The sequence below is a fragment of the Paraburkholderia franconis genome (genome assembly GCF_009362735.1).
Lineage (GTDB): Bacteria > Pseudomonadota > Gammaproteobacteria > Burkholderiales > Burkholderiaceae > Paraburkholderia > Paraburkholderia franconis.
On record NZ_WHNP01000037.1, the window covers coordinates 42,151 to 60,847 of the forward strand.

The window sequence follows — 18,697 nt, forward strand, 5'->3', positions numbered from 1 at the left end:
ACGGTCTCCTTTCGCCCGACATCATAAGCGACGGGTGGACGGCGATGCGCCCTCTTGCAGCGCTGCAAACGTCAATCGCGCGGCGGCACGTTCAGATACGCGGCGCACGCGCCCAACGTCTCCTTGCTCGCCTTGATTTCCATGCGCGCGATGGCCTGCAGATGCACTTCGTCGGGACCGTCCGCGTAACGCAGCGCGCGGCCCCAGGTCCAGTGATCGGCGAGCGGCGTATCGGGGCTCACGCCCATCGCGCCGAACACCTGCATCGCGCGATCGCAGACGGTCGTATGCAGCAGCGGAATCAGCGCCTTGATCATCGAGATTTCCTTGCGCGCCGCCTTCGCGCCCACTTCGTCGATGAGCCACGCGGTCTTCAGCACGAGCAGCCGCGCCTGATCGATTTCGATGCGCGACTTCGCGATCCACTCGCCGACCGTGCCGTGCTGATGCAGGTACTTGCCGAACGTCTTGCGTTCCTGCGCGCGCTCGATCATCAGTTCGAGCGCGAGTTCCGCCGCGCCGATCGAGCGCATGCAGTGATGAATGCGCCCTGGCCCGAGCCGCGCCTGCGCGAGCGCGAAGCCGCCGCCTTCTTCGCCGAGCAGATTCGATGCGGGGACGCGCACGTTCGTGAACGTGACCTCGCAATGTCCTTCCGGCGAGATATGGTTCATCACGGGAATGTTGCGCACGACCTCGACGCCCGGTGTGTCGGCGGGCACGAGAATCATGCTTTGCTGCCGATGGCTTTCCGCATCCGGATCGGTCTTGCCCATCACGATGAAGATCTTGCAGTTCGGATGCGCGGCATTCGTGATGAACCACTTGCGTCCGTTGATCACGTAGTCGTCGCCGTCGCGGCGAATCGACGTCGTGATGTTCGTCGCGTCCGACGAGGGCACGTCCGGCTCCGTCATTGCGAACGCGGAGCGGATCGTGCCTTCGAGCAGCGGCACGAGCCACTGCTCGCGTTGCACGGGCGTCGCGAACATGTGCAGCAGTTCCATGTTGCCGGTGTCGGGCGCGTTGCAGTTGAAGACCTCGGGCGCCCACGAAATGCGCCCCATGATCTCCGCGAGCGGCGCGTATTCGAGGTTCGTCAGGCGCGTGCCGGGCTCGTCGTCCTTCAGGTGCGGCAGGAACAGATTCCACAGGCCTTCGGCTTTCGCTCTCGCCTTCAGCTCTTCGATGAACGAGACGGGATAGCGGCCCGCGTGCACTTCATCGAGCCATTGACGCTGGCGTGGCACGATGTGCTCGTCCATGAAGGCGCGCACGCGGCGGCGCAAGTCCTCAACCTTGGGGCTGTAGCCGAAATTCATGATGTGTGTCCTTTGCGTTTCTTTGTGTGGGCTAGATCGTCAGGCCGCCGTCGACGACGATGCATTCGCCGTTCGTATAGCTCGCCGCGTCGGACACGAGATACAGCACCGTGCCCGCCATTTCGTGCGGCTCGCCGTGGCGGCGCAACGGGATGTTGTTGATCCAGTGGTCGTAGATGTCCTTGTTTTCGAACAGCGCGCCCGCGAATTTCGTTTTCGTGAGGCCGGGCAGCAGCGCGTTCACGCGGATGCCGAGCGGCCCGCATTCCTTCGCGAACGCTCTCGTCATGTTGACGACGGCCGCCTTCGTGATCGAGTAGATGCCTTGCATGTCGCCGGGCTGCAACGCGTTGACGGACGCCGTGTTGACGATCGCGCCGCGTCCTTGCTCTCTCATCAGCTTGCCCGCTTCCACCGACATGAAGAAGTACCCGCGCACGTTCACTTCGACGGTCTTGTTGTAAGCGGCGAGGTCCGTGTCGAGGATGTGCCCGAAGTACGGATTGGCCGCCGCGTTGTTCACGAGAATATCGAGCCGCCCATGTTTTTCGCGGATATGCGCGAACGTCGCGGCGATGTCCTCCATGCGGCCGACGTGGCACGCAAGCGCTTCGGCGCGGCCGCCTGCATCGCGTATGTTCGCCGCCACCTGCTCGCAATCGTCGATCTTGCGACTCGATACGATCACATGCGCGCCCTGTTCGGCGAGCAGCTTCGCGATCGCTTCGCCGATGCCGCGGCTTGCGCCCGTGACGAGCGCGATGCGGCCCGTGAGGTCGAAAAGGTTTGTGCTCATAGGTGTCTCCTTCATGTCTTTATCGATGAACGGGATGGATGCGATGAACGGCTAGGAAATCAGCTCGGCGCCGAGTTGCGCGAGCGGCTCGACCATCGCGCCCACGACGTGTGCCTGCGCGCTCGACGCATTGCCTTGCAGCGCGCGCGCCTTCACGCCCTGCGCAATCGAAGCGAGCCGGAAGAAACTGAACGCGAGAAAGAAAGGCCAGTTGTCGATCGCGGGCAGGCCGCGCAGCGCGCAGTATTGCGCGACGATCTCTTCCTCTTCGGGCACGCCGAGCGCCGCGCGGTCCTGGCCGCGCAGCCCCGGAATATGACCGTCCGACGGCAGGCGCAGGCACATGCAGAAGTACGCGAGATCGGCAAGCGGATGACCGAGCGTTGACAGCTCCCAGTCGAGAATCGCGCGCACGCGTGGCGCGTCGTTCGCGAAGATCAGGTTGTCGATGCGAAAGTCGCCGTGAACGAGGGAAGGGCGCTGCATATCGGGTCTGTCATGTGCCTGCGCGGGACAGTGCGCGGGTAGCCAGTCGATCAGCGCTTCCATTGCCGCGATGCGTTCCGTTTCGGCGGCGCGATATTGCTTGGTCCATACGCCGATCTGACGCTCGAAGTAGTTGCCGGCGCGTCCGTAGTCACCGAGCCCCACCGCTTGCGGATCGACGTCGTGCAGCGCTGCGAGCGTCTGCACGATCGCCGCGTAGTAGCCGCGCCGCGCGTCGCGATCGACTTCGGGCAGCGCGGGGTTCCAGAAGATGCGGCCTTCCTCGTAGCTCATCAGATAGAACATGCTGCCGATCACATCGCGGTCCTCGCACAGTTGCAACGCGCGCGCGACGGGCACGGGCGTGTCGGCGAGCGCGCGCAGCACGCGATATTCGCGGTCGACGGCGTGCGCCGACTTGAGCAGTTGTCCCGGCGGTTGCCGGCGCAGCACATAGCGCTCGCCTTGCGCTTCGATGAGCCAGGTCGGGTTGGACTGGCCGCCCGCGAATTTCGTCGCGCACATGGGGCCGCGAAAGCCCGCGATGTGCTGCGCGAGATAGTGCGTAAGCCGCTCGATATCGAGCGTGGTGTCGTGTCGATCGCGAGTCATGTCGTTCGATGCGTTGCTCGTAGGCTAACCGTAGGTTTGAAAAGCACGGCGCTGCGGATCGTCGAGATGGCCGATGCCGTTGAAGCTCGACAATTGCAGCGTTTCGCGATTGAAGAAGTAATGGCTGACGCTGCTATTGCGGATCTGCATGTTGAGCGCGATGGCCGTCTCGGCGGGCGCGTGCAGGATCTGCTGCGTTAGCGCCGCGATCACGCCGCCCGAGCTGATCACCAGCACGCGCTGTCCGCCGCCGTGCTGGATCGCAGCGCGGGCATCGGCGACGCGCTGCTGGAAGGCACTCCACGTTTCGGGCGCGCAGTCATCGAGCGCGCCTTCCGCCCACAGATGCAGCACTTGCCGCAGCGCCTTGAAGAAATCGCGCGAGCTTCGGGTCGCGCGTCGGGCGAGATCGGTGTGCTGCTCGCCGAGCGCGCGAAAGAGCGCGTGGAAATCGTATTCGTCGAGACCAGGGTGGACTTCGCATTCGACGGCCGGCGCGCCCAGCCCGCGCCAGATCGCGTCGACGGTTTGCGCGTGGCGTCGCAGCGTGCCCGACATCACGCGGTCGAACGCGATGTCGCGCTGCGCGAAATATTCGCCGAGCCAGATGCCTTGCTGTTCGCCAGTCACCGAGAGCCGGTCGTAGTCGTCCGCGCCCAGCGACGCCTGGCCATGCCGTACCAGATAGAGTTCCGCCATCGCTTGCTTCGCCTTGCAGAAGGTGAGGCCAGCATAGCGGCGGGTCGTGCATTCCTGAAGTTTATTTGTTGAATCTGAGGCTATTCATTGTGATGATGATTGCGCGCAACTAACTGTCAGTCGCTTCTGAGTTCTGCGTTCGACGCGGCGAGTATCGACGACCGTCACGCGCCTCACTCGCGAGTGGCGCCGAACGCTATCAACCTCCGGCGCGTAGTCCGCTTAACGGTTGCCGTCAAGCAGATCGTTCAGCAGCGTATCGAACTCGGCTTGCGCATCTTCGAGTTCCTGTAGCGCCGCGTCGAACGTCTGAAGCGCCATCTGCGACGGACGGCCGCTGCCGGCCGGAGGGAACTGCGATTGGAGCGTGGCAAACGCGGTTTGCACCTGCTTCGTCGCGTTCAGGACGCGCTCCATCGCGCGGGCTTCTTCGGCTCGCGCCGCTTCGTGATCCATGCTCATGCTCCGTGATTCATTTGTGCCGCAATGGCGAGGCGCCCACTATGCCATGAGTTCGCGACGCGTCGCCGGGCAGTTCGCCTTGACCGCGTCTTGCGATACGTCGTCAGAGAAGCGGCAAGCCGCCATTGGCCTTCACTTCGCGCAACGACAGCGACGATTCCACCGACGTCACGCCCGGCAGACTGCGCAACTGGTCGCGCATGAACGTGCCGTAGTCGTCGAGGTCGCGCGCGACCACCTGCAGGATATAGTCCGCGCTGCCCGACACGTTGTGACACGAAAGGATGCGCGGGATCGCGAGTATCTCGCGCTCGAAACGCGTCGCCGTCGCGCGGTCGTGCACGGCGAAGCGCACATACACGAAGGAGACGACGCCGAGCCCCAGCGCCGCGCGCGACAGCACCGCGCGATAGCGCTCGATAGTGCCATCGCTTTCGAGCCGCTTGAGCCGCCGCGCGCACGGCGTTTCGCTGAGCCCGACCGTTTCGGCGAGCTTCGCATTCGACATCCGGCCATCCGATTGCAAGGCCGCGAGGATCGCGAGGTCTGTTTTGTCGAGGTCGTTCATGCTGGGTGGAATTCCATTTAATGTAGAGAAATTTTAGGGCATTCCACTAATGCTGTGCGCTGTCAGACCGAAAATCGCCAGCATTCGCTAGCAGGGCGAAGGCATCATGAACGCCTCAACACGCGAGGTCGTCATGGTTTCCGCTCATCTTCTGATCATGTATGTGGCCGCGCTCGTCGTGGTCTTCGCGCTGCCCGGTCCGGACATGGCGCTCGTGCTTCAGACGAGCATCGGCCGCGGCGCGCGCAACGGTTTCGCGGCCGCCGCCGGACTCGGCATTTCACGCGCGACGCACGTGACGCTGTCCGCGTGCGGCGTCGCCGCGCTGTTGCGCAACGCGCCGTGGCTGTACGAAGTCGTGCGCTATGGCGGCGCGATCTATCTCGCGTGGGTAGCCGTGCAGATTTTCCGCTCGCCCATGTTCGCGATGCCGACGGATGGCGCGCAGCCTGGTGGAAGCCGTCCGCTGCGATCGGCGTTCGTCAAGGGGCTGCTGACGAACCTGCTGAATCCGAAGGCGCTTCTGTTCTGCTCGGTGCTGCTGCCGCAATTCGTGCGTCCGGAGGCTGGGCACGTCGCATGGCAGGTGATCGAACTGGGTGTCGTGCTGGTCCTGATCGGCGCGTGCTTCGATGCCGCCTATGCTGTCGGCGCGGCGCGCATCTCCGGCTGGGTGCGCTCGCATCCGCTTGCGCAGACGTTGCAGCGCTGGACATTTTCTGCGGCGCTGATCGGCTTCGCGGTGCGGCTGTCGCTCGACTGAGGGGCCGCCGCGCCGCGCGCTTCCCGCCTACTTGCGAATCATCGCCGCGCGCTCCGACTTCTGGTCGATGACCTTGCGGCGATGCTTGTCCTTCATCTTCTTCCATCCCTTGCATTCTTCGCGGGTGCGCAGACAGCCGAGACAATAGCCGGTCTTGCTGTCGAACTTGCAGACGTCGATACAGGGCGATTTGACACTCATGCTGGCTTGCTCGTGATCGTTGAAAGGGCGGGGGAGCGATGACTGTCGCACGATGCTCCGGGCACGGGCAAAGTGATTGTGTTAATAAGAGCGATAGACGGCGAGGCCGAAGTCCTCGCCGACGCTCTTGCGCACGCCGCGTGCGTATCGACCGATTACTCCCACACTTGCCGATGAAGACCCTGTTGCTGTACGTCGTGACCGCGATCGCCGAGATCGTCGGCTGCTATCTGCCCTGGCGCTGGCTCAAGGACGGCGGCCCTGCGTGGCTGCTGGTGCCGGGCGCGTTGAGCCTCGCGCTGTTCGCGTGGCTGCTGACGTTTCATGGCACGGCGGCCGGCCGCGTCTACGCTGCATATGGCGGCGTGTATGTGGCCGTCGCGATCCTCTGGCTCTGGGGCGTCGATCGCGTGCGCCCGAGCGCGTGGGATCTTGCGGGCGCGGCGCTCACGCTGGCGGGCATGGGGATCATCGCCTTCCAGCCGCGGGTTTGATGTCACTTTTGAGGGCTGTCCGGGGTCCCGTTTTTCGGCTCGCTTCACGTCCCGACTTGACGGCCCATTCAATGCCGCTGTTCGCGGCCTCTTCATGCCTGTGAGCGCGAACGGGCGGCGAGCCAGTTCGCGCTTCCGACAGTGGTACTGATCTGCGTTAGCTGTTCAGCTTGCCGAGGTAATCGAGCTTGCCGAGTTCCACACCGTTGTGACGCAGGATGTCGTATGCGGTCGTGATATGGAAGTAGAAATTCGGCATTGCGAAGCCGAGCAGATAAGACATGCCGGTGAACTCGACCGGGCCGCTGCGCATTTTCAGCGTCACTTCGCGCGTTTCCGAACCGTCGATCTGCGCGGCGTTGAACTCCTTCAGATAATCGATCGTTTTCTGAATGCGGGCGTGCAGTTCGTCGAACGCGAACTCCACGTCTTCGTACTTCGGCGCTTCGACGCCCGCGAGACGCGCCGCGCAACCCTTCGCGGTGTCCGTCGCGATGTGCACCTGACGGGCCAGCGGGAGCATGTCCGGGAAGAGCCGCGCGCCCGTGAGCACGGACGGATCGATCTGTTTTTCCGCCGCGTGCGCCTGGCCCTTGCCGAGAATCGCCTGCAGGTTCGTGAGGCCGCGAATCAGCACGGAAATGGATGCCTGATACATCGAGATGGTCATGGGTGGTCCTCGAATTCGAAGTTCTCGCGCGCCCTCCGGCACGCGGTCGCATAGCGTAACGCAACAGCGCGATTGCTGCTGGAGCAGCGTACCGCGATTCCGATGCGCGACAAAGCTAGCCGTTCGGCCAGGTGTCGAGCGTGCAGGAACTGTGTTCGAATCAATTGGTCGGACGGTTGGTTTTCTGTCTCATGACGACGGCGTGTTCGCGGCGCGACGGGTTGCAGCGCGCCCGTCCGCATGTGCCCGTCATGCGCCAGTCGTGTGTCTAACCCGTGGCCCCGCCATGCACTGGGAGAATCGAAACCATGACGAAGCATCCATTGCCCGGCAGCGAACGCCAGGTCGCAGCCGGTTCGAAGGTCGTCGCACAGTGCGACCCGTCGGAAACGATTCAGGTCGTCGTCGTGCTGCGCCGCAAGGACGAACAGCAGTTCACGCAGTTGATGAAGAAGATCGAGGCGGGCGCGCCGGACGCAAAGCCGTTGTCGCGCGACGAACTCGAGCAGCGGTTTGGCGCAGCCGCTGAAGATGTCGCGAAGCTCAAGGCCTTCGCGTCGCAGCATGGGCTGGCCGTCGTGCGCGAGGACGCATCGGCGCGCACGGTCGTGTTGAGCGCCACGATCGCGCAGTTCCAGGCCGCGTTCGACGTCAAGCTGCAGCACTACGAGCATCATTCGATGGGCCGGTTTCGCGGCCGCACGGGCGCGATCAGCGTGCCCGACGACCTGCATGGCGTCGTGACGGCCGTGCTCGGCCTCGACAACCGTCCACAGGCAAGGCCGCATTTCCGCATCCGTCCGCCTTTCGTGCCGGCGAAGGCGCGCCAGGCGGCGTCGTTTACGCCGCTGCAGCTCGCGTCGATGTATCAGTTCCCGCAAGGCGACGGCAGCGGCCAGTGCATCGGCATCATCGAACTGGGCGGCGGCTATCGCACCGCCGATCTCACAAGCTATTTTTCGAGCCTCGGCGTGGGCTCGCCGAAGGTGTTGGCCGTCGGCGTCGACCAGGGCGGCAACCATCCGACGGGCGACCCGAACGGACCGGACGGCGAAGTCACGCTCGACGTCGAGATCGCCGGCGCAATCGCGCCCGCCGCTACGATTGCCGTGTACTTCACGACCAACAGCGACGCCGGCTTTATCGACGCCGTCAGCCGCGCGGTGCACGACACGAAGAACAAGCCGTCCGTGATTTCGATCAGTTGGGGCGCGCCGGAAAGCGTGTGGACGTCGCAATCGATGACGGCCTTCAACGATGTGCTCCAGTCGGCGGCGGCGATTGGCGTGACGGTGTGCGCGGCGTCGGGCGACAGCGGCTCGACGGACGGCGCGGGCGACGGCAGCGATCACGTCGACTTCCCCGCGTCGAGCCCCTATGTGCTCGCGTGCGGCGGCACGAGCGTGCAAGGCTCCGGGCAAAAGGTCACGCATGAAGTGGTCTGGAACGATGGCGCGGACGGCGGCTCGACGGGCGGCGGCGTGAGCGGCGCGTTCCCTGTCCCCGCCTGGCAGGAAGGTTTGTCCACGAAGGGCACGCAGGGCGGAAAGACGGCGCTGACGGGGCGCGGCGTGCCGGATGTCGCGGGCGATGCGTCGCCGCTCACCGGCTACGACGTGCTCGTCGACGGCAACAACACGGTGGTCGGCGGCACGAGCGCCGTCGCACCGCTGTGGGCGGCGCTGATCGCGCGCATCAACGGCGCGAAGGGCACGCCCGTCGGCTTCGTCAATCCGAAGCTGTACAAGGCGGCGGGCGCCTGCAACGACATCACGCAGGGCAACAACGGCAGTTATGCGGCAACCACGGGGTGGGATGCCTGCACGGGATTGGGTAGTCCCAATGGTGTGAAGGTGGCGGCGGCTTTATAGTCTGATCAGCGGGCGCTCGTATGTCGGGCGCCATGCTTCGGGCGGCGATGAACGCATCGCAAGACAAGACCAGGCAACATGTGTACGCATTCGATGGAGCGATCATGACGAATACCGAATCAGCTTCCGGCAGTTTGCATTCGCCTCACAACTCTCAGGCCGCGCATGGGTCGACGGCTGCGAGCGTGCCGCACGCCACCGGCGACCAGCCGTTCTTCGATCCCGTCGCCTACGGCAACGGGCCCGACGACTCGGTCACCGACACCAGCGAGGGCGCCGCGATCACGAAGCACGCGGTCACGATCGGCGGCAAGAAGATCAGCTACACGGCAACGGCGGGCCATCTGGTGACGGTCGATCCGTCCAGTTCGCAGCCGAGCGCGAAGATGTTCTACGTCGCGTTCACACAGGACGACCAGAAGGAAGAAACGCGGCCCCTCACTTTCTTCTACAACGGCGGGCCGGGATCGTCGTCGGTGTTCGTGCTGCTCGGGTCGTTCGCGCCGCGCCGCATCAAGACGTCGATGCCGGGTTTCACGCCGCCCGCGCCGTATCAGATGGAAGACAACCCGGACAGCCTGCTCGACAAGAGCGACCTGGTGTTCATCAACCCGGTGGGCACGGGCTACTCGGCTGCCGTCACGCCGCGCAAGAACCGCGACTTCTGGGGCGTCGACCAGGACGCGGATTCGATCAAGCAGTTCATCAAACGCTTCCTGACAAAGAACAACCGCTGGAATTCACCGAAATTCCTGTTCGGCGAGTCGTACGGCACGGCGCGCAGCTGCGTGCTCGCGTACAAGCTGCACGAGGACGGCGTCGATCTGAACGGCGTCACGCTGCAATCGTCGATTCTCGACTACACGCAGGCAGGCAACCCGATCGGCGCGCTGCCCACGGCCGCTGCGGACGCGTGGTATCACAAGAAGCTCGGCATTGCGCCACGGCCGACGGACCTCGGCCAGTTCGTCGAAGAAGTGGCGCAGTTCGCGCGGACCGACTATCTGAACGCGCTGCGCAAGTTCCCGACAACCGACAACGCAGTGGTCGAAAAGCTGAGCGAGTACACGGGCATCGACAAGACGACGCTGCTCGCGTGGAGCCTCGACATCGCCGGCTACGACAGCCGCGGCAATTCGCTGTTCCTGACCACGCTGCTCAAGTCGCAAGGGCTTGCGCTCGGCGCTTATGACGGTCGCGTGACGGCGATCGAAACGGGCATCGCGGGCAAGATCGACCCGAACTCGGGCGGCAACGATCCGACCATGACGGCCGTCACGGGCGTCTACACGACGATGTGGAACGTCTATCTGAACGAGCAGCTGAAGTTCACGTCGAACTCGGCGTTCACGGATCTGAACGACCAGGCGTTCAAGTACTGGGACTTCAGCCATTTCGATCCGACGGGCGAGCAGAAGGGCGTCGACAGCAAGGGCAACATCATCCTGTACACGGCGGGCGATCTCGCGGCCGTGATGGCGCTCAACGTGGACCTGAAGGTACTGTCGGCGAACGGCTTCTACGATTTCGTCACGCCGTTCTATCAGACGGTGATCGATTTGCAGCAGATGCCGCTTCTCAGCCAGCAGGTGCGGGACAACCTGTCGGCGCGCTTCTATCCGTCGGGGCATATGGTGTATCTCGACGGCGGCTCGCGCACCGCGCTCAAGGCCGATCTCGCGACGATGTACGAATCGACGGTGAGCAACACGGAGGCGCTCGGACGCGTACGCGCACTGCAGGCGCGAACGGCAGCGAGGACGCCAGGCACGCACTAGTGGCCTCTTGGCGTCGTGGCGTTGGCGCGACTGCGCCGGCGCCGCGTTCGGCGCGCAACGGCAAGGGCATCGCGGCATGATTCGCGATGCCCGCGATGTCTTTGACGCTCCCGGCATTGAAAAGCCAAAGCGATTCAAGGCGTATGTATTTACGTCATCCGCCTCGGATGTGTTTTAATTGTCTGCCGAATTAACTCTTCCGCGTCGTGACGACGCGCGCTGATTAATGACTGCAGCGAAGGCGAACGCGCTCGACGAGGCGCACACGAGTCGAATCGAATCACCCGCGCGTCGCGCTACGCATGCTGCCGTTGTCGCGCAAACGATGCGCATGCGCTGCCTCATGCTTGCCGCGATGGTGGCGGGCTTGCATCTGCATGTGCCGATCGCGTTTGCACACGACGCGTCGATGCTCGACGAGCGCGTCACACAAGAGACCATCGCCGAAACGATCTGCAGGCCGGGCTACGCTGACACCGTGTCGCCGCCGTTCGACGACCTGATGGCGCACAAGGACCGGCTGCTCTCCGAGCGTGGCATCGATCCCGACCACGGCACGCGCTATGCGCTGGACCGTCGCGTGCCCGTCGTGCTCGGCGGCTCGCCGGATGCGCCGGACAATCTTGATCTTCTGCCGTGGGGCGGGCATCGCGGGGAGCGCCGCAAGGAGCTGCTGACCGCGAAGCTCAAGCGCTGCGTCTGCGAAGGGCGCATGTCGCTGAGCAACGCGCAGGCCGCCATCGCGGGCAACTGGTCCGCTCACTATGCGGGCTTCGGCAGCGCGCCTTGCGGCGACGATCGAGGCGTCGCGCTCAGCGGCAACGATGGCTCCTGAGGCTCGCTGCATCGGCGGCTGGACGCGAGCCCGCCTTCCCGGCGGCCGGAACACCGGCGAACCGTCTCTTTCTGGAGAATCGACATGAAGCAACTCATTCGCGCAACTGTCGTGGCCGTCGTGGCCACGCTCGGCTGTCTTGCCGCCAGCCACGCCGCGTTCGCCGTGACGCCGTCGCCGTGCGGCAAGGACGACGTATTGCAGATTCGCGGCGATACGCCCGGCGCGATCAGCTACGACGTGTACAGCCAGCTGCGGCCCCTTACAGCGCGGCGTCTCGCGCTCTTTCAGGAAGCGGGCACCGTGAAGCGTCTGCCTGACGGGCTCGACGTGTGCGAGATCACCGATGACGGCGTCGCCGATCCGACAGCCGTGCTCGTGCACGTGCCGCGAGGCAAGATGGCGTGGTGGGTGAGTGCGGCGAACGTCGAAGACGCTGATTGAATTCGCCGGCGGCCCGAGAGTCGTTTGCTGCGTGGTGCGAATATGGCTACGCTGGGAGACTGCAAGTCGAGGTCGACAGCCTTGCATTGGACCAGAGCAAGTGCTCTGCATGGGGCTGGAGCAAGTGCTAAAGCACTAACTCTGGTCGACCGCTCTGCGTGGGAGCAGAGTAGGTGCTCTGCATGGGGCTGGAGTAAGTGCTAAAGCACTAACTCCAGCCGACAGCTAAAGCGCCAACTCTGGTCGACAGCAAAACCATGAATCGCTGGGGCTGCGTGACCATCATCAACGGAGGGCGTCGCGCGTATGAAGATCATCGTGTGGAACATTCCCGAGTCCTGCTCCGAGCAGGAAGTGCGCGATTTTCTCGGCCGCGAGCTCGGCCATTATGCAAAAGAGATCGAAGTGTTCGAGCAGGGCACGCCGAACGCCTATGCGAACGTGGACGTCGATGCCGACGAACCGTATGTCGCCGATATCATCGCGCAGCAGTTCAACGGCAAGCTCCTGGGCGGCGTTCCGCTGCAGGTCAGCGCCGTGCCGTTCGGTGCCAACGAGACGCCGCCGACGCCGCCGCGTCGCGAATAGCGTCCGCACGCGGCTCCGCGAAACGAAACGCGCACTCAGCCGAACGGCGTATAAGGCAGCGCGCGCTTGTGGTGGGTGCTCTCGTAGAAGCGCATGACGGTTTCGAATACCGCTTCGCTGATGGGCTTGCCTTCGAGGAAATCGTCGATGTCGTCGTAGCGGATGCCGTATGCGTCCTCGTCCGGACGTTGAGGTCGCAACATCTCGAGGTCGGCCGTCGGCACCTTGTGCGCGAGTGCGTCGCTGGCGCCGAGCGCAGCAGCGAGCGCGCGCACGCGCCGCTTGTTCAGGCCCGCGAGCGGCAGCACGTCGGCGCCGCCGTCGCCGAACTTCGTAAAGAAACCCATCACCGATTCCGCCGCGTGATCCGTGCCGATCACGATGCCGTGCCGCGCGCTCGCTGCCGCGTACTGCGCGATCATCCGCTCGCGCGCCTTGATGTTGCCGTGCACGAAGTCCCGTTGCGAATCATCGTCAAAGCGCAAGCCGCTCGCAAGCAGCGAATCGAGCATCGCGTCGGCGGCGGGGCGGATGTCGACGGTCAGCGTTTCGTCGGCGCGGATGAACGCGAGCGATTGCTGCGCATCCGTCTCGTCGTGCTGGACGCCGTGAGGCAAACGCATCGCGACGAAGCGCGCTTCGTACCGCGTGCTGCGCAGCCGCTCCACCGCGAGTTGCGCAAGGCGACCCGCCGTCAATGAATCGACGCCGCCGCTGATGCCGAGCACATAGGTCGACAGTCCGCTTGCGCGAAGGTAGTCGGCGAGAAACGCGACGCGCTGCTCGACCTCGTGCGCGGCATCGAACGTGCCGGCAACGTGCAGTTCCGCTGCGATCCGCCGCTGACGCGCGGCGCGTTCGTGCTGGTCCATCGAAGCCCCCTGAAAAGCGCGCTCACATGAGCGTCGATGATTGCATGAATGCGCCTGATTGGGTGCGCCATCATGCGTTGTCTGGTTTAATGTCGAATAACCATGATCAAATCTCGACGATTAAGGCTTTAAATCGATGATGCATGGCCGTCAATCATCGCAAGGCACTGCGTTATACGTTTGTCATTTTGCAGCAGGCGGGATCCGGGCGTGTCGCCGCCGAATCCAGAAACGCCCGGCGGCACGCCACAAGCGGCTGTGCGGGTTGGGCAACAAGCAGTGATGTTCGATCACAATGAACAGCAAAAAAGAGAACATGGCAGTTTGTCCGCCTGCACGAGAGAGGGCGGATTCACAAAACGATGAAGAGCGCAATGTCGACGGGGCGAGGCGAAGCGGGAAGATCGCGGGAACGCGGCGGCGTGCGCGCCTCGTCGCGGCGCGATTCGCGTTGAGCTTTTTCTCTGCGTCGGCTGTGGCCGTGCCGGCGTTCGTCGCAAGTCTCCATGCCGCTCATGCTGCCGATGCGCTGCAAGATCCGGCGAATCCCGCCGTCGATGCGTCGGCCGTCGCGGCGCGCGATGCCGCAGGTGGCGCGGACCCGCGCCGCGCGCTGTTGATGCGCAATGCGTTCGCGCGTGACGTGACGCGCCGTCTGAAGGTGCCCGTCGCCGAGCAGCGCGCGTATGGCGATCGCGTGCAACAGGCGCTCGAGGAGAACGAGCTTGGGAATCTGTCGGGCGAGTATGTGGTGCTCGTCGATCGCAACGAGAACGTGCAGGCGCTCTTCATCTACTTTCGTGCGATACCCGCCGACACGTGGCAGATGATCGGTGCATCGCCCGTCGCGACGGGACGGCCGGGCCAGTACGATCACTTCATCACGCCGCTCGGCGTGTTCGAGCACACGCCGGACAACATGGATTTCCGCGCGGAAGGCACGATGAACGAGAACGGCATCCGTGGCTACGGCACGCACGACATGCGCATCTTCGACCTGGGCTGGGCGCAGGCCGAGCGCGGCTGGGGCAAGGGCGGCATCTCGCAGATGCGCTTTCAGATGCACGCGACCGATCCCGACAAGCTCGAACCGATTCTCGGCATCCGGCACTCGAAAGGCTGCGTGCGGATGCCGGCGTCGCTGAACGTGTTTCTCGATCACTACGGCATTCTCGATCGTGAATACGAGGCGCTCGTCGACGAAGGCCGGTCGCTGTGGGTGCTGCATTCGGATCGCGTCGCGACGCCGTGGGCGGGACGCTACATCGTCGTCGTCGATTCGCAGCGCAAGGCGCGGCCCGTCTGGTCGCCGCCGCCGAGCAGGAAGGTCCGCGCAAAGGTGCCGCCTAACGCCGATACGGCCGATTGACGCCGGGCGGCCCCTCGGCGGTGCATCGCGGCCGCCTTTGCGCAATTACGGCCGAGCAATCACGACCACGCGATCAAGACCGCGCGATCACGACCACGCGATCACGACCACGCAACCAAAGCCACGCAATCACAACCACGCAATCACAACCGCGCGTTCGCGGCAGCCTATTCACGACCGCGCGAGCAACACGCCGATCAGCGCGACGACAAAGCCCGCCACTTGCACAACAGTCAGCGTTTCGCCGAACCCGACGTAGCCTTCGACGGCCGCGAGTGGCGGCGCGAGAAAGAGCAGCGCCGTCGCGCGCGACGCGTCGCCGCGCCGGACCATCCAGACGAGCAGCGTGACGCTCACGCCCGACAGCATCACGATGCCCCACGCCAGCGACACCCACAGCGTCGGCGACGGAATCCATTTGTGCTCGCCGAGCGCCAGCGCGAACACGAGCACGACGATGGCCGCGCCGAAGTTCTGCACGGCGCTTGCACTGCGGATATCGGCTTTCGATAGCGACGTCTTCTGGATCAGCGTGCCCGCCGTGATCGCGCAAACGGCGAGTATCGACACGGCGACGACCAGCCACTGAGGCGCATCGCCCTGCGCGACGCTCAAGTCCGTGGTCGCCAGCTTCGGCTCCAGCACGAGCGCGACGCCTGCGAGGCCGAGCAGCATCCCGGTCCAGCCGCGCGCGGACAGACGCTCGCCGAACAGCGGCGCGGCGACGGCGGCTGTCAGAAGCGGCTGCAATGCGCCGAGCAGTGCCATGATGCCCGCGCTCATGCCTTGCGCGACGGCCCAGTAGCCTGCGCCCAGATAGACGCCTTGCAGCAGCGCGCCTGCGATCAGGTGCTTGCCGAGCGCGCGGCCCGTCGGCCATTCGACGCGCGCCAGCAGCGCGGCTGCCATGAACAGCAGCGCGGTGCCGCCGAAGCGCGCGAGCAGGAAGAGATTCGGATCGGCGTAAGGCTTGATCGCGCGGGCGACCACGAAGCCCGTCGACCACAGGACGACGAACACGACTGCATTGAGGAAAGCCAGCATCGGAAAGCATGGGAAGCGGACGAAGCCCGCAGTATCGGTGCAGGAGCGGTGAGCCGTCTTGTTCCAGGCTGCATTGGCGCGAACCGTCGCGAACCGTGCGAACCGTGCGAACCGTGCGAACCGCGCGAACCGCGCGAACCGTGCGAACCGTGCGAACCATACGAACCGTCGCGCGCGTGCGGCCTATGCGCCAATCAGCGCCAATCAGTTCGCGCCGCTCAATACGTGAGCAGCACCGCCACCGCGCCGAGCATCCCGCCGCAAATCGTGCATGCCCATAGCAGCACACGCGTTCTGCGATATTCGGTCAGCACGTCGCTGACAAGCTGCGCCTGTTGCCTCGCGTTCGCCGCTTCGTGCTGATGTTGCAGATAACGCACGGCGAGTTGCGGAATGCGCGGCACCAGATGCGCGAGATGCGGCAGTTCCTGCGCGATGTGTCTGACCCAGCCGCGATGGTCGAACTCGCGGCGCGCGAGCGTCGCCAGCACCGAGCGCGCGATCTTCCACGAATCGACGCCCGGATGCAGCGCGTTCGCGAGCATCTCGGCCTGCTCGAACGTGCGTTGCGCGGCGGCGAGGCGCGGCGGCACGTCGCCGCCGAACGGACGCACGGCGAACAGCAGATGATGGAACAACGCGCCCGCCGAGCGCTCGTTCGATTGCGGCGCGAAGTGCGCTTCGGCGCGCGTGCGCAGCTCGGCTTCGAGCTTCTCGGGGCGCGTGTCGCTCGACACGTGCCCGGCTTCGTGATGCAGATGCGCGAGCCGTCCGTAATCCTGGTCGAAGAGGGCCGTCGCGCCTTGCACGAAGAACTCGCGCTCGTGCGTCGACAGGCTCGACATCACCGCGAAGTCCGCGAGCACGATACGGCCGAGCGTGTCCGGCTCGATGCTCACGCGCACGCGGCGCGCATCGAGCGTCGCGTGGAAGAAGCCGTGCTCGAACGCCTGTTCGGTGACGACTTCGATGATGTGCTCGGCAAGCGGCACCAGCTTCACACCGCGCGCCGACAGACCCGCGAGATCCAGCGCGGGCAGCGACTCGACATGCTGCATCGCGAGCGTGCGGTCGGTGCAGAGCTCCCAGATCACGACGGGAATCGCAAGGCGCCGGTCGTCTGCGAAGTGATGCGCGGTCTGGCTCAGGTTCGCGGCCTCGGCGCGCAGATCGAAGCGCCGCAGAACGTCCTGCGTGAAGGCGTCCGCCATGTCGCGCAGCCGCAGACGCCGCGCGTTCTTCGACAGCTTCTCCATCCAGCGCGCGACCCAGCGCAGCAACGCGGCTTCATCGGCGATTTCCTGGATCTGCTTGGCGCGCACGAGCTTGATCGCGATGTCGCGATGTCCGTTGATCGGCTCGGCGAGGCGTCCGACATGCGTCTGCTCGGCAAAGCCGTTGCGCGCGGGTGTCAGGTCGATCGACGCGAAGAGCGTCGATACGGGACGGCCGAGTGCCGCGGCAATCGCCTGTTCGACTTCGTTCGGCGGCAATGGCGTTTCGAGGTGGCCGACGGCGTCGATCGCGTCGTGCAGCGTGCCCGTCGCGAGTTCCGGGCGGCGCGCGAGCGCTTCGGCGAAAGCGCTCGCGAGCGGGCCGAGATTGGGCAGCGCGCGATGCACGCCGGCCCGCGCGCCCGGTGACGCGTGCACACGCGATGCGAGCGTGACGAACCAGTGCAGCTTGTGATGTTCGGGCGCGGCGAGCCAGACGAGACGCGCGCCGTAGCGCAGCGTGTGGAACAGCAGTCGTAGTCGGCGAAACAGGGGAGGCATCGGCGGATCGTTCGGCAGGACGCATCGGCGATGCGTGAAAAGACCGCTCAGATTAGCAGGGATGCGCCGCCGGGAACACCCGCACGGCGATTGCCGCGCGCCGGATGCGGCGGGCATCGGCATATGGCCAGCGTCGGCATACGATCAGCCGACAGGCGCTGCTCCGCCTGCAAGCCTTTCGTTACATTCCGTCCGCGTCGGATTCCCATGCGTAATACAATACCCGCGACAATCCGGCGGGCCGATCCCATCCCTGAACCCATGCTCGCCGCCTCGCGGCGGCCACCAACCAATGCTGGCAGAACAACGTCACCAATACATTCTGGCTCAAGTCACCAAGACGGGTGCACTGTCGGTCGCCGAGCTGGTTCGCGAGCTGAACGTATCGCGCGAAACGATCCGCCGCGATCTGAACGCGCTCGCCGAGCGCGGCCTGATCGTCACGACGCATGGCGGCGCGCTGTCGAGCGACCGGCGCGAGCCCGATCTCGACACGCGCGAGGCCGCTAACGCGAGCGCGAAGCGCGCGATCGGCGAGCGCGCGGCGCAACTGGTGCCCGACGGCGCGTCGGTCATCATCGATTCCGGCAGCACGACACACGCCGTCGCGCGCGCGCTGATGGACCGCCACCGGCTGGCCGTCTACACGAACGACTGGCGCATCGCGCTTTTGCTCGGACGCCGCAACGACAATCGCGTGACGCTGCTCGGCGGCGAGCTGTCGGACAACGAAGACGCCGCATTCGGCCTCGATACGATTCACCAGCTGTCGCACTATCACGCGGACTTCGCGCTGATCGGCGCGGGCGGCATCACGCCGGACGCGCAGCTGTCCGACTACTCGCGCATGGCGGCCGAGGTGCGCAGCCGGATGATCGCCGCCGGCAACATGGTGATCGTGGTCGCCGACAATTCGAAGTTCGGCCGCGTGACGCCCGTGCGCATCGAGGGGCTGGAGAAGGCGCGTTACGTCGTAACGGAACTCGCGCCGGATCGCGCGCTCGCGAAGGCGATCACTGCACGCGGTCCGGAACTCCTGATCGCGTGA

The 18,697-nt window shown here is 64.9% G+C and carries 20 protein-coding genes; 9 read left to right on the forward strand and 11 right to left on the reverse strand.

The features are described from left to right. Positions 1-71 precede the first annotated feature (71 nt). The 6 genes from GCT13_RS30400 to GCT13_RS30425 all read right to left on the reverse strand — a co-directional run bounded on the left by GCT13_RS30400 (position 72) and on the right by GCT13_RS30425 (position 4,945). A complete protein-coding gene (locus GCT13_RS30400; protein ID WP_152764440.1) occupies positions 72-1,322 on the reverse strand; it encodes an acyl-CoA dehydrogenase family protein in 1,251 nt (416 codons plus the stop codon). 31 nt (positions 1,323-1,353) lie between these two features. Next, the gene (locus GCT13_RS30405) at positions 1,354-2,118 is read right to left on the reverse strand and encodes an SDR family oxidoreductase (RefSeq protein WP_152764442.1); all 765 of its coding nucleotides are present in this window, start codon (positions 2,116-2,118) and stop codon (positions 1,354-1,356) included. A 51-nt stretch (positions 2,119-2,169) separates the two neighbouring features. Next, positions 2,170-3,216 carry a phosphotransferase gene (locus GCT13_RS30410; protein WP_152764444.1) on the reverse strand — a complete coding sequence of 349 codons (1,047 nt, stop codon included), beginning with the start codon at positions 3,214-3,216 and terminating at the stop codon, positions 2,170-2,172. 24 nt (positions 3,217-3,240) lie between these two features. Further along, entirely contained in the window at positions 3,241-3,915 is a 675-nt protein-coding gene (locus tag GCT13_RS30415; protein WP_152764446.1) for a histidine phosphatase family protein, read from the reverse strand. 222 nt (positions 3,916-4,137) lie between these two features. Then, positions 4,138-4,371: a hypothetical protein gene (locus GCT13_RS30420; RefSeq protein WP_152764447.1), complete on the reverse strand. Its 234-nt coding sequence runs from the start codon at positions 4,369-4,371 to the stop codon at positions 4,138-4,140. A gap of 109 nt (positions 4,372-4,480) precedes the next feature. Continuing rightward, a complete protein-coding gene (locus tag GCT13_RS30425) occupies positions 4,481-4,945 on the reverse strand; it encodes an Lrp/AsnC family transcriptional regulator (RefSeq protein WP_152764448.1) in 465 nt (154 codons plus the stop codon). A gap of 133 nt (positions 4,946-5,078) precedes the next feature. Between GCT13_RS30425 and GCT13_RS30430 the strand changes: the two genes are divergently transcribed. Beyond that, positions 5,079-5,708, forward strand: coding sequence for a LysE family translocator (locus GCT13_RS30430; protein WP_152764490.1), 630 nt, complete (start codon positions 5,079-5,081; stop codon positions 5,706-5,708). Positions 5,709-5,735: 27 nt separating this feature from the next. On the opposite strand, the gene GCT13_RS30435 is transcribed toward GCT13_RS30430, so the two are convergent. After that, a complete protein-coding gene (locus tag GCT13_RS30435) occupies positions 5,736-5,909 on the reverse strand; it encodes a DUF1289 domain-containing protein (protein ID WP_152764449.1) in 174 nt (57 codons plus the stop codon). Between the two features lie 173 nt (positions 5,910-6,082). Here GCT13_RS30435 and GCT13_RS30440 point away from each other — a divergent pair, with 173 nt between their 5' ends. Then, positions 6,083-6,403: a YnfA family protein gene (locus tag GCT13_RS30440; RefSeq protein WP_152764450.1), complete on the forward strand. Its 321-nt coding sequence runs from the start codon at positions 6,083-6,085 to the stop codon at positions 6,401-6,403. A gap of 157 nt (positions 6,404-6,560) precedes the next feature. Here the strand turns inward: GCT13_RS30440 and GCT13_RS30445 are convergent, their stop codons facing one another. Next, a complete protein-coding gene (locus GCT13_RS30445) occupies positions 6,561-7,073 on the reverse strand; it encodes a DUF1993 domain-containing protein (RefSeq protein ID WP_152764451.1) in 513 nt (170 codons plus the stop codon). Between the two features lie 308 nt (positions 7,074-7,381). Here GCT13_RS30445 and GCT13_RS30450 point away from each other — a divergent pair, with 308 nt between their 5' ends. From GCT13_RS30450 to GCT13_RS30470, 5 genes are all read left to right on the forward strand, one after another. Further along, on the forward strand, positions 7,382-8,944 hold the full coding sequence (locus GCT13_RS30450) for a S53 family peptidase (RefSeq protein ID WP_152764452.1): 1,563 nt from the start codon (positions 7,382-7,384) through the stop codon (positions 8,942-8,944). Positions 8,945-9,048: 104 nt separating this feature from the next. Next, positions 9,049-10,722: a S10 family peptidase gene (locus tag GCT13_RS30455; RefSeq protein ID WP_152764454.1), complete on the forward strand. Its 1,674-nt coding sequence runs from the start codon at positions 9,049-9,051 to the stop codon at positions 10,720-10,722. A gap of 226 nt (positions 10,723-10,948) precedes the next feature. Then, positions 10,949-11,557, forward strand: a complete 609-nt coding sequence (locus GCT13_RS30460; protein ID WP_152764456.1) for a hypothetical protein — start codon at positions 10,949-10,951, stop codon at positions 11,555-11,557. Positions 11,558-11,641: 84 nt separating this feature from the next. Next, a complete protein-coding gene (locus GCT13_RS30465) occupies positions 11,642-12,001 on the forward strand; it encodes a hypothetical protein (protein ID WP_152764458.1) in 360 nt (119 codons plus the stop codon). Between the two features lie 306 nt (positions 12,002-12,307). After that, on the forward strand, positions 12,308-12,589 hold the full coding sequence (locus GCT13_RS30470) for an RNA-binding protein (protein WP_152764460.1): 282 nt from the start codon (positions 12,308-12,310) through the stop codon (positions 12,587-12,589). 35 nt (positions 12,590-12,624) lie between these two features. On the opposite strand, the gene nadE is transcribed toward GCT13_RS30470, so the two are convergent. Then, positions 12,625-13,461, reverse strand: coding sequence for an ammonia-dependent NAD(+) synthetase (gene nadE, locus GCT13_RS30475; protein ID WP_152764462.1), 837 nt, complete (start codon positions 13,459-13,461; stop codon positions 12,625-12,627). A gap of 451 nt (positions 13,462-13,912) precedes the next feature. On the opposite strand from nadE, the gene GCT13_RS30480 reads away from it, so the two are divergent. Further along, on the forward strand, positions 13,913-14,830 hold the full coding sequence (locus GCT13_RS30480) for a L,D-transpeptidase (RefSeq protein ID WP_321574722.1): 918 nt from the start codon (positions 13,913-13,915) through the stop codon (positions 14,828-14,830). A gap of 171 nt (positions 14,831-15,001) precedes the next feature. Here the strand turns inward: GCT13_RS30480 and GCT13_RS30485 are convergent, their stop codons facing one another. Continuing rightward, on the reverse strand, positions 15,002-15,874 hold the full coding sequence (locus GCT13_RS30485) for a DMT family transporter (protein WP_152764466.1): 873 nt from the start codon (positions 15,872-15,874) through the stop codon (positions 15,002-15,004). A 218-nt stretch (positions 15,875-16,092) separates the two neighbouring features. Continuing rightward, entirely contained in the window at positions 16,093-17,649 is a 1,557-nt protein-coding gene (locus GCT13_RS30490; RefSeq protein WP_152764468.1) for an ABC1 kinase family protein, read from the reverse strand. Between the two features lie 292 nt (positions 17,650-17,941). Between GCT13_RS30490 and GCT13_RS30495 the strand changes: the two genes are divergently transcribed. Beyond that, entirely contained in the window at positions 17,942-18,697 is a 756-nt protein-coding gene (locus GCT13_RS30495) for a DeoR/GlpR family DNA-binding transcription regulator (RefSeq protein WP_152764470.1), read from the forward strand.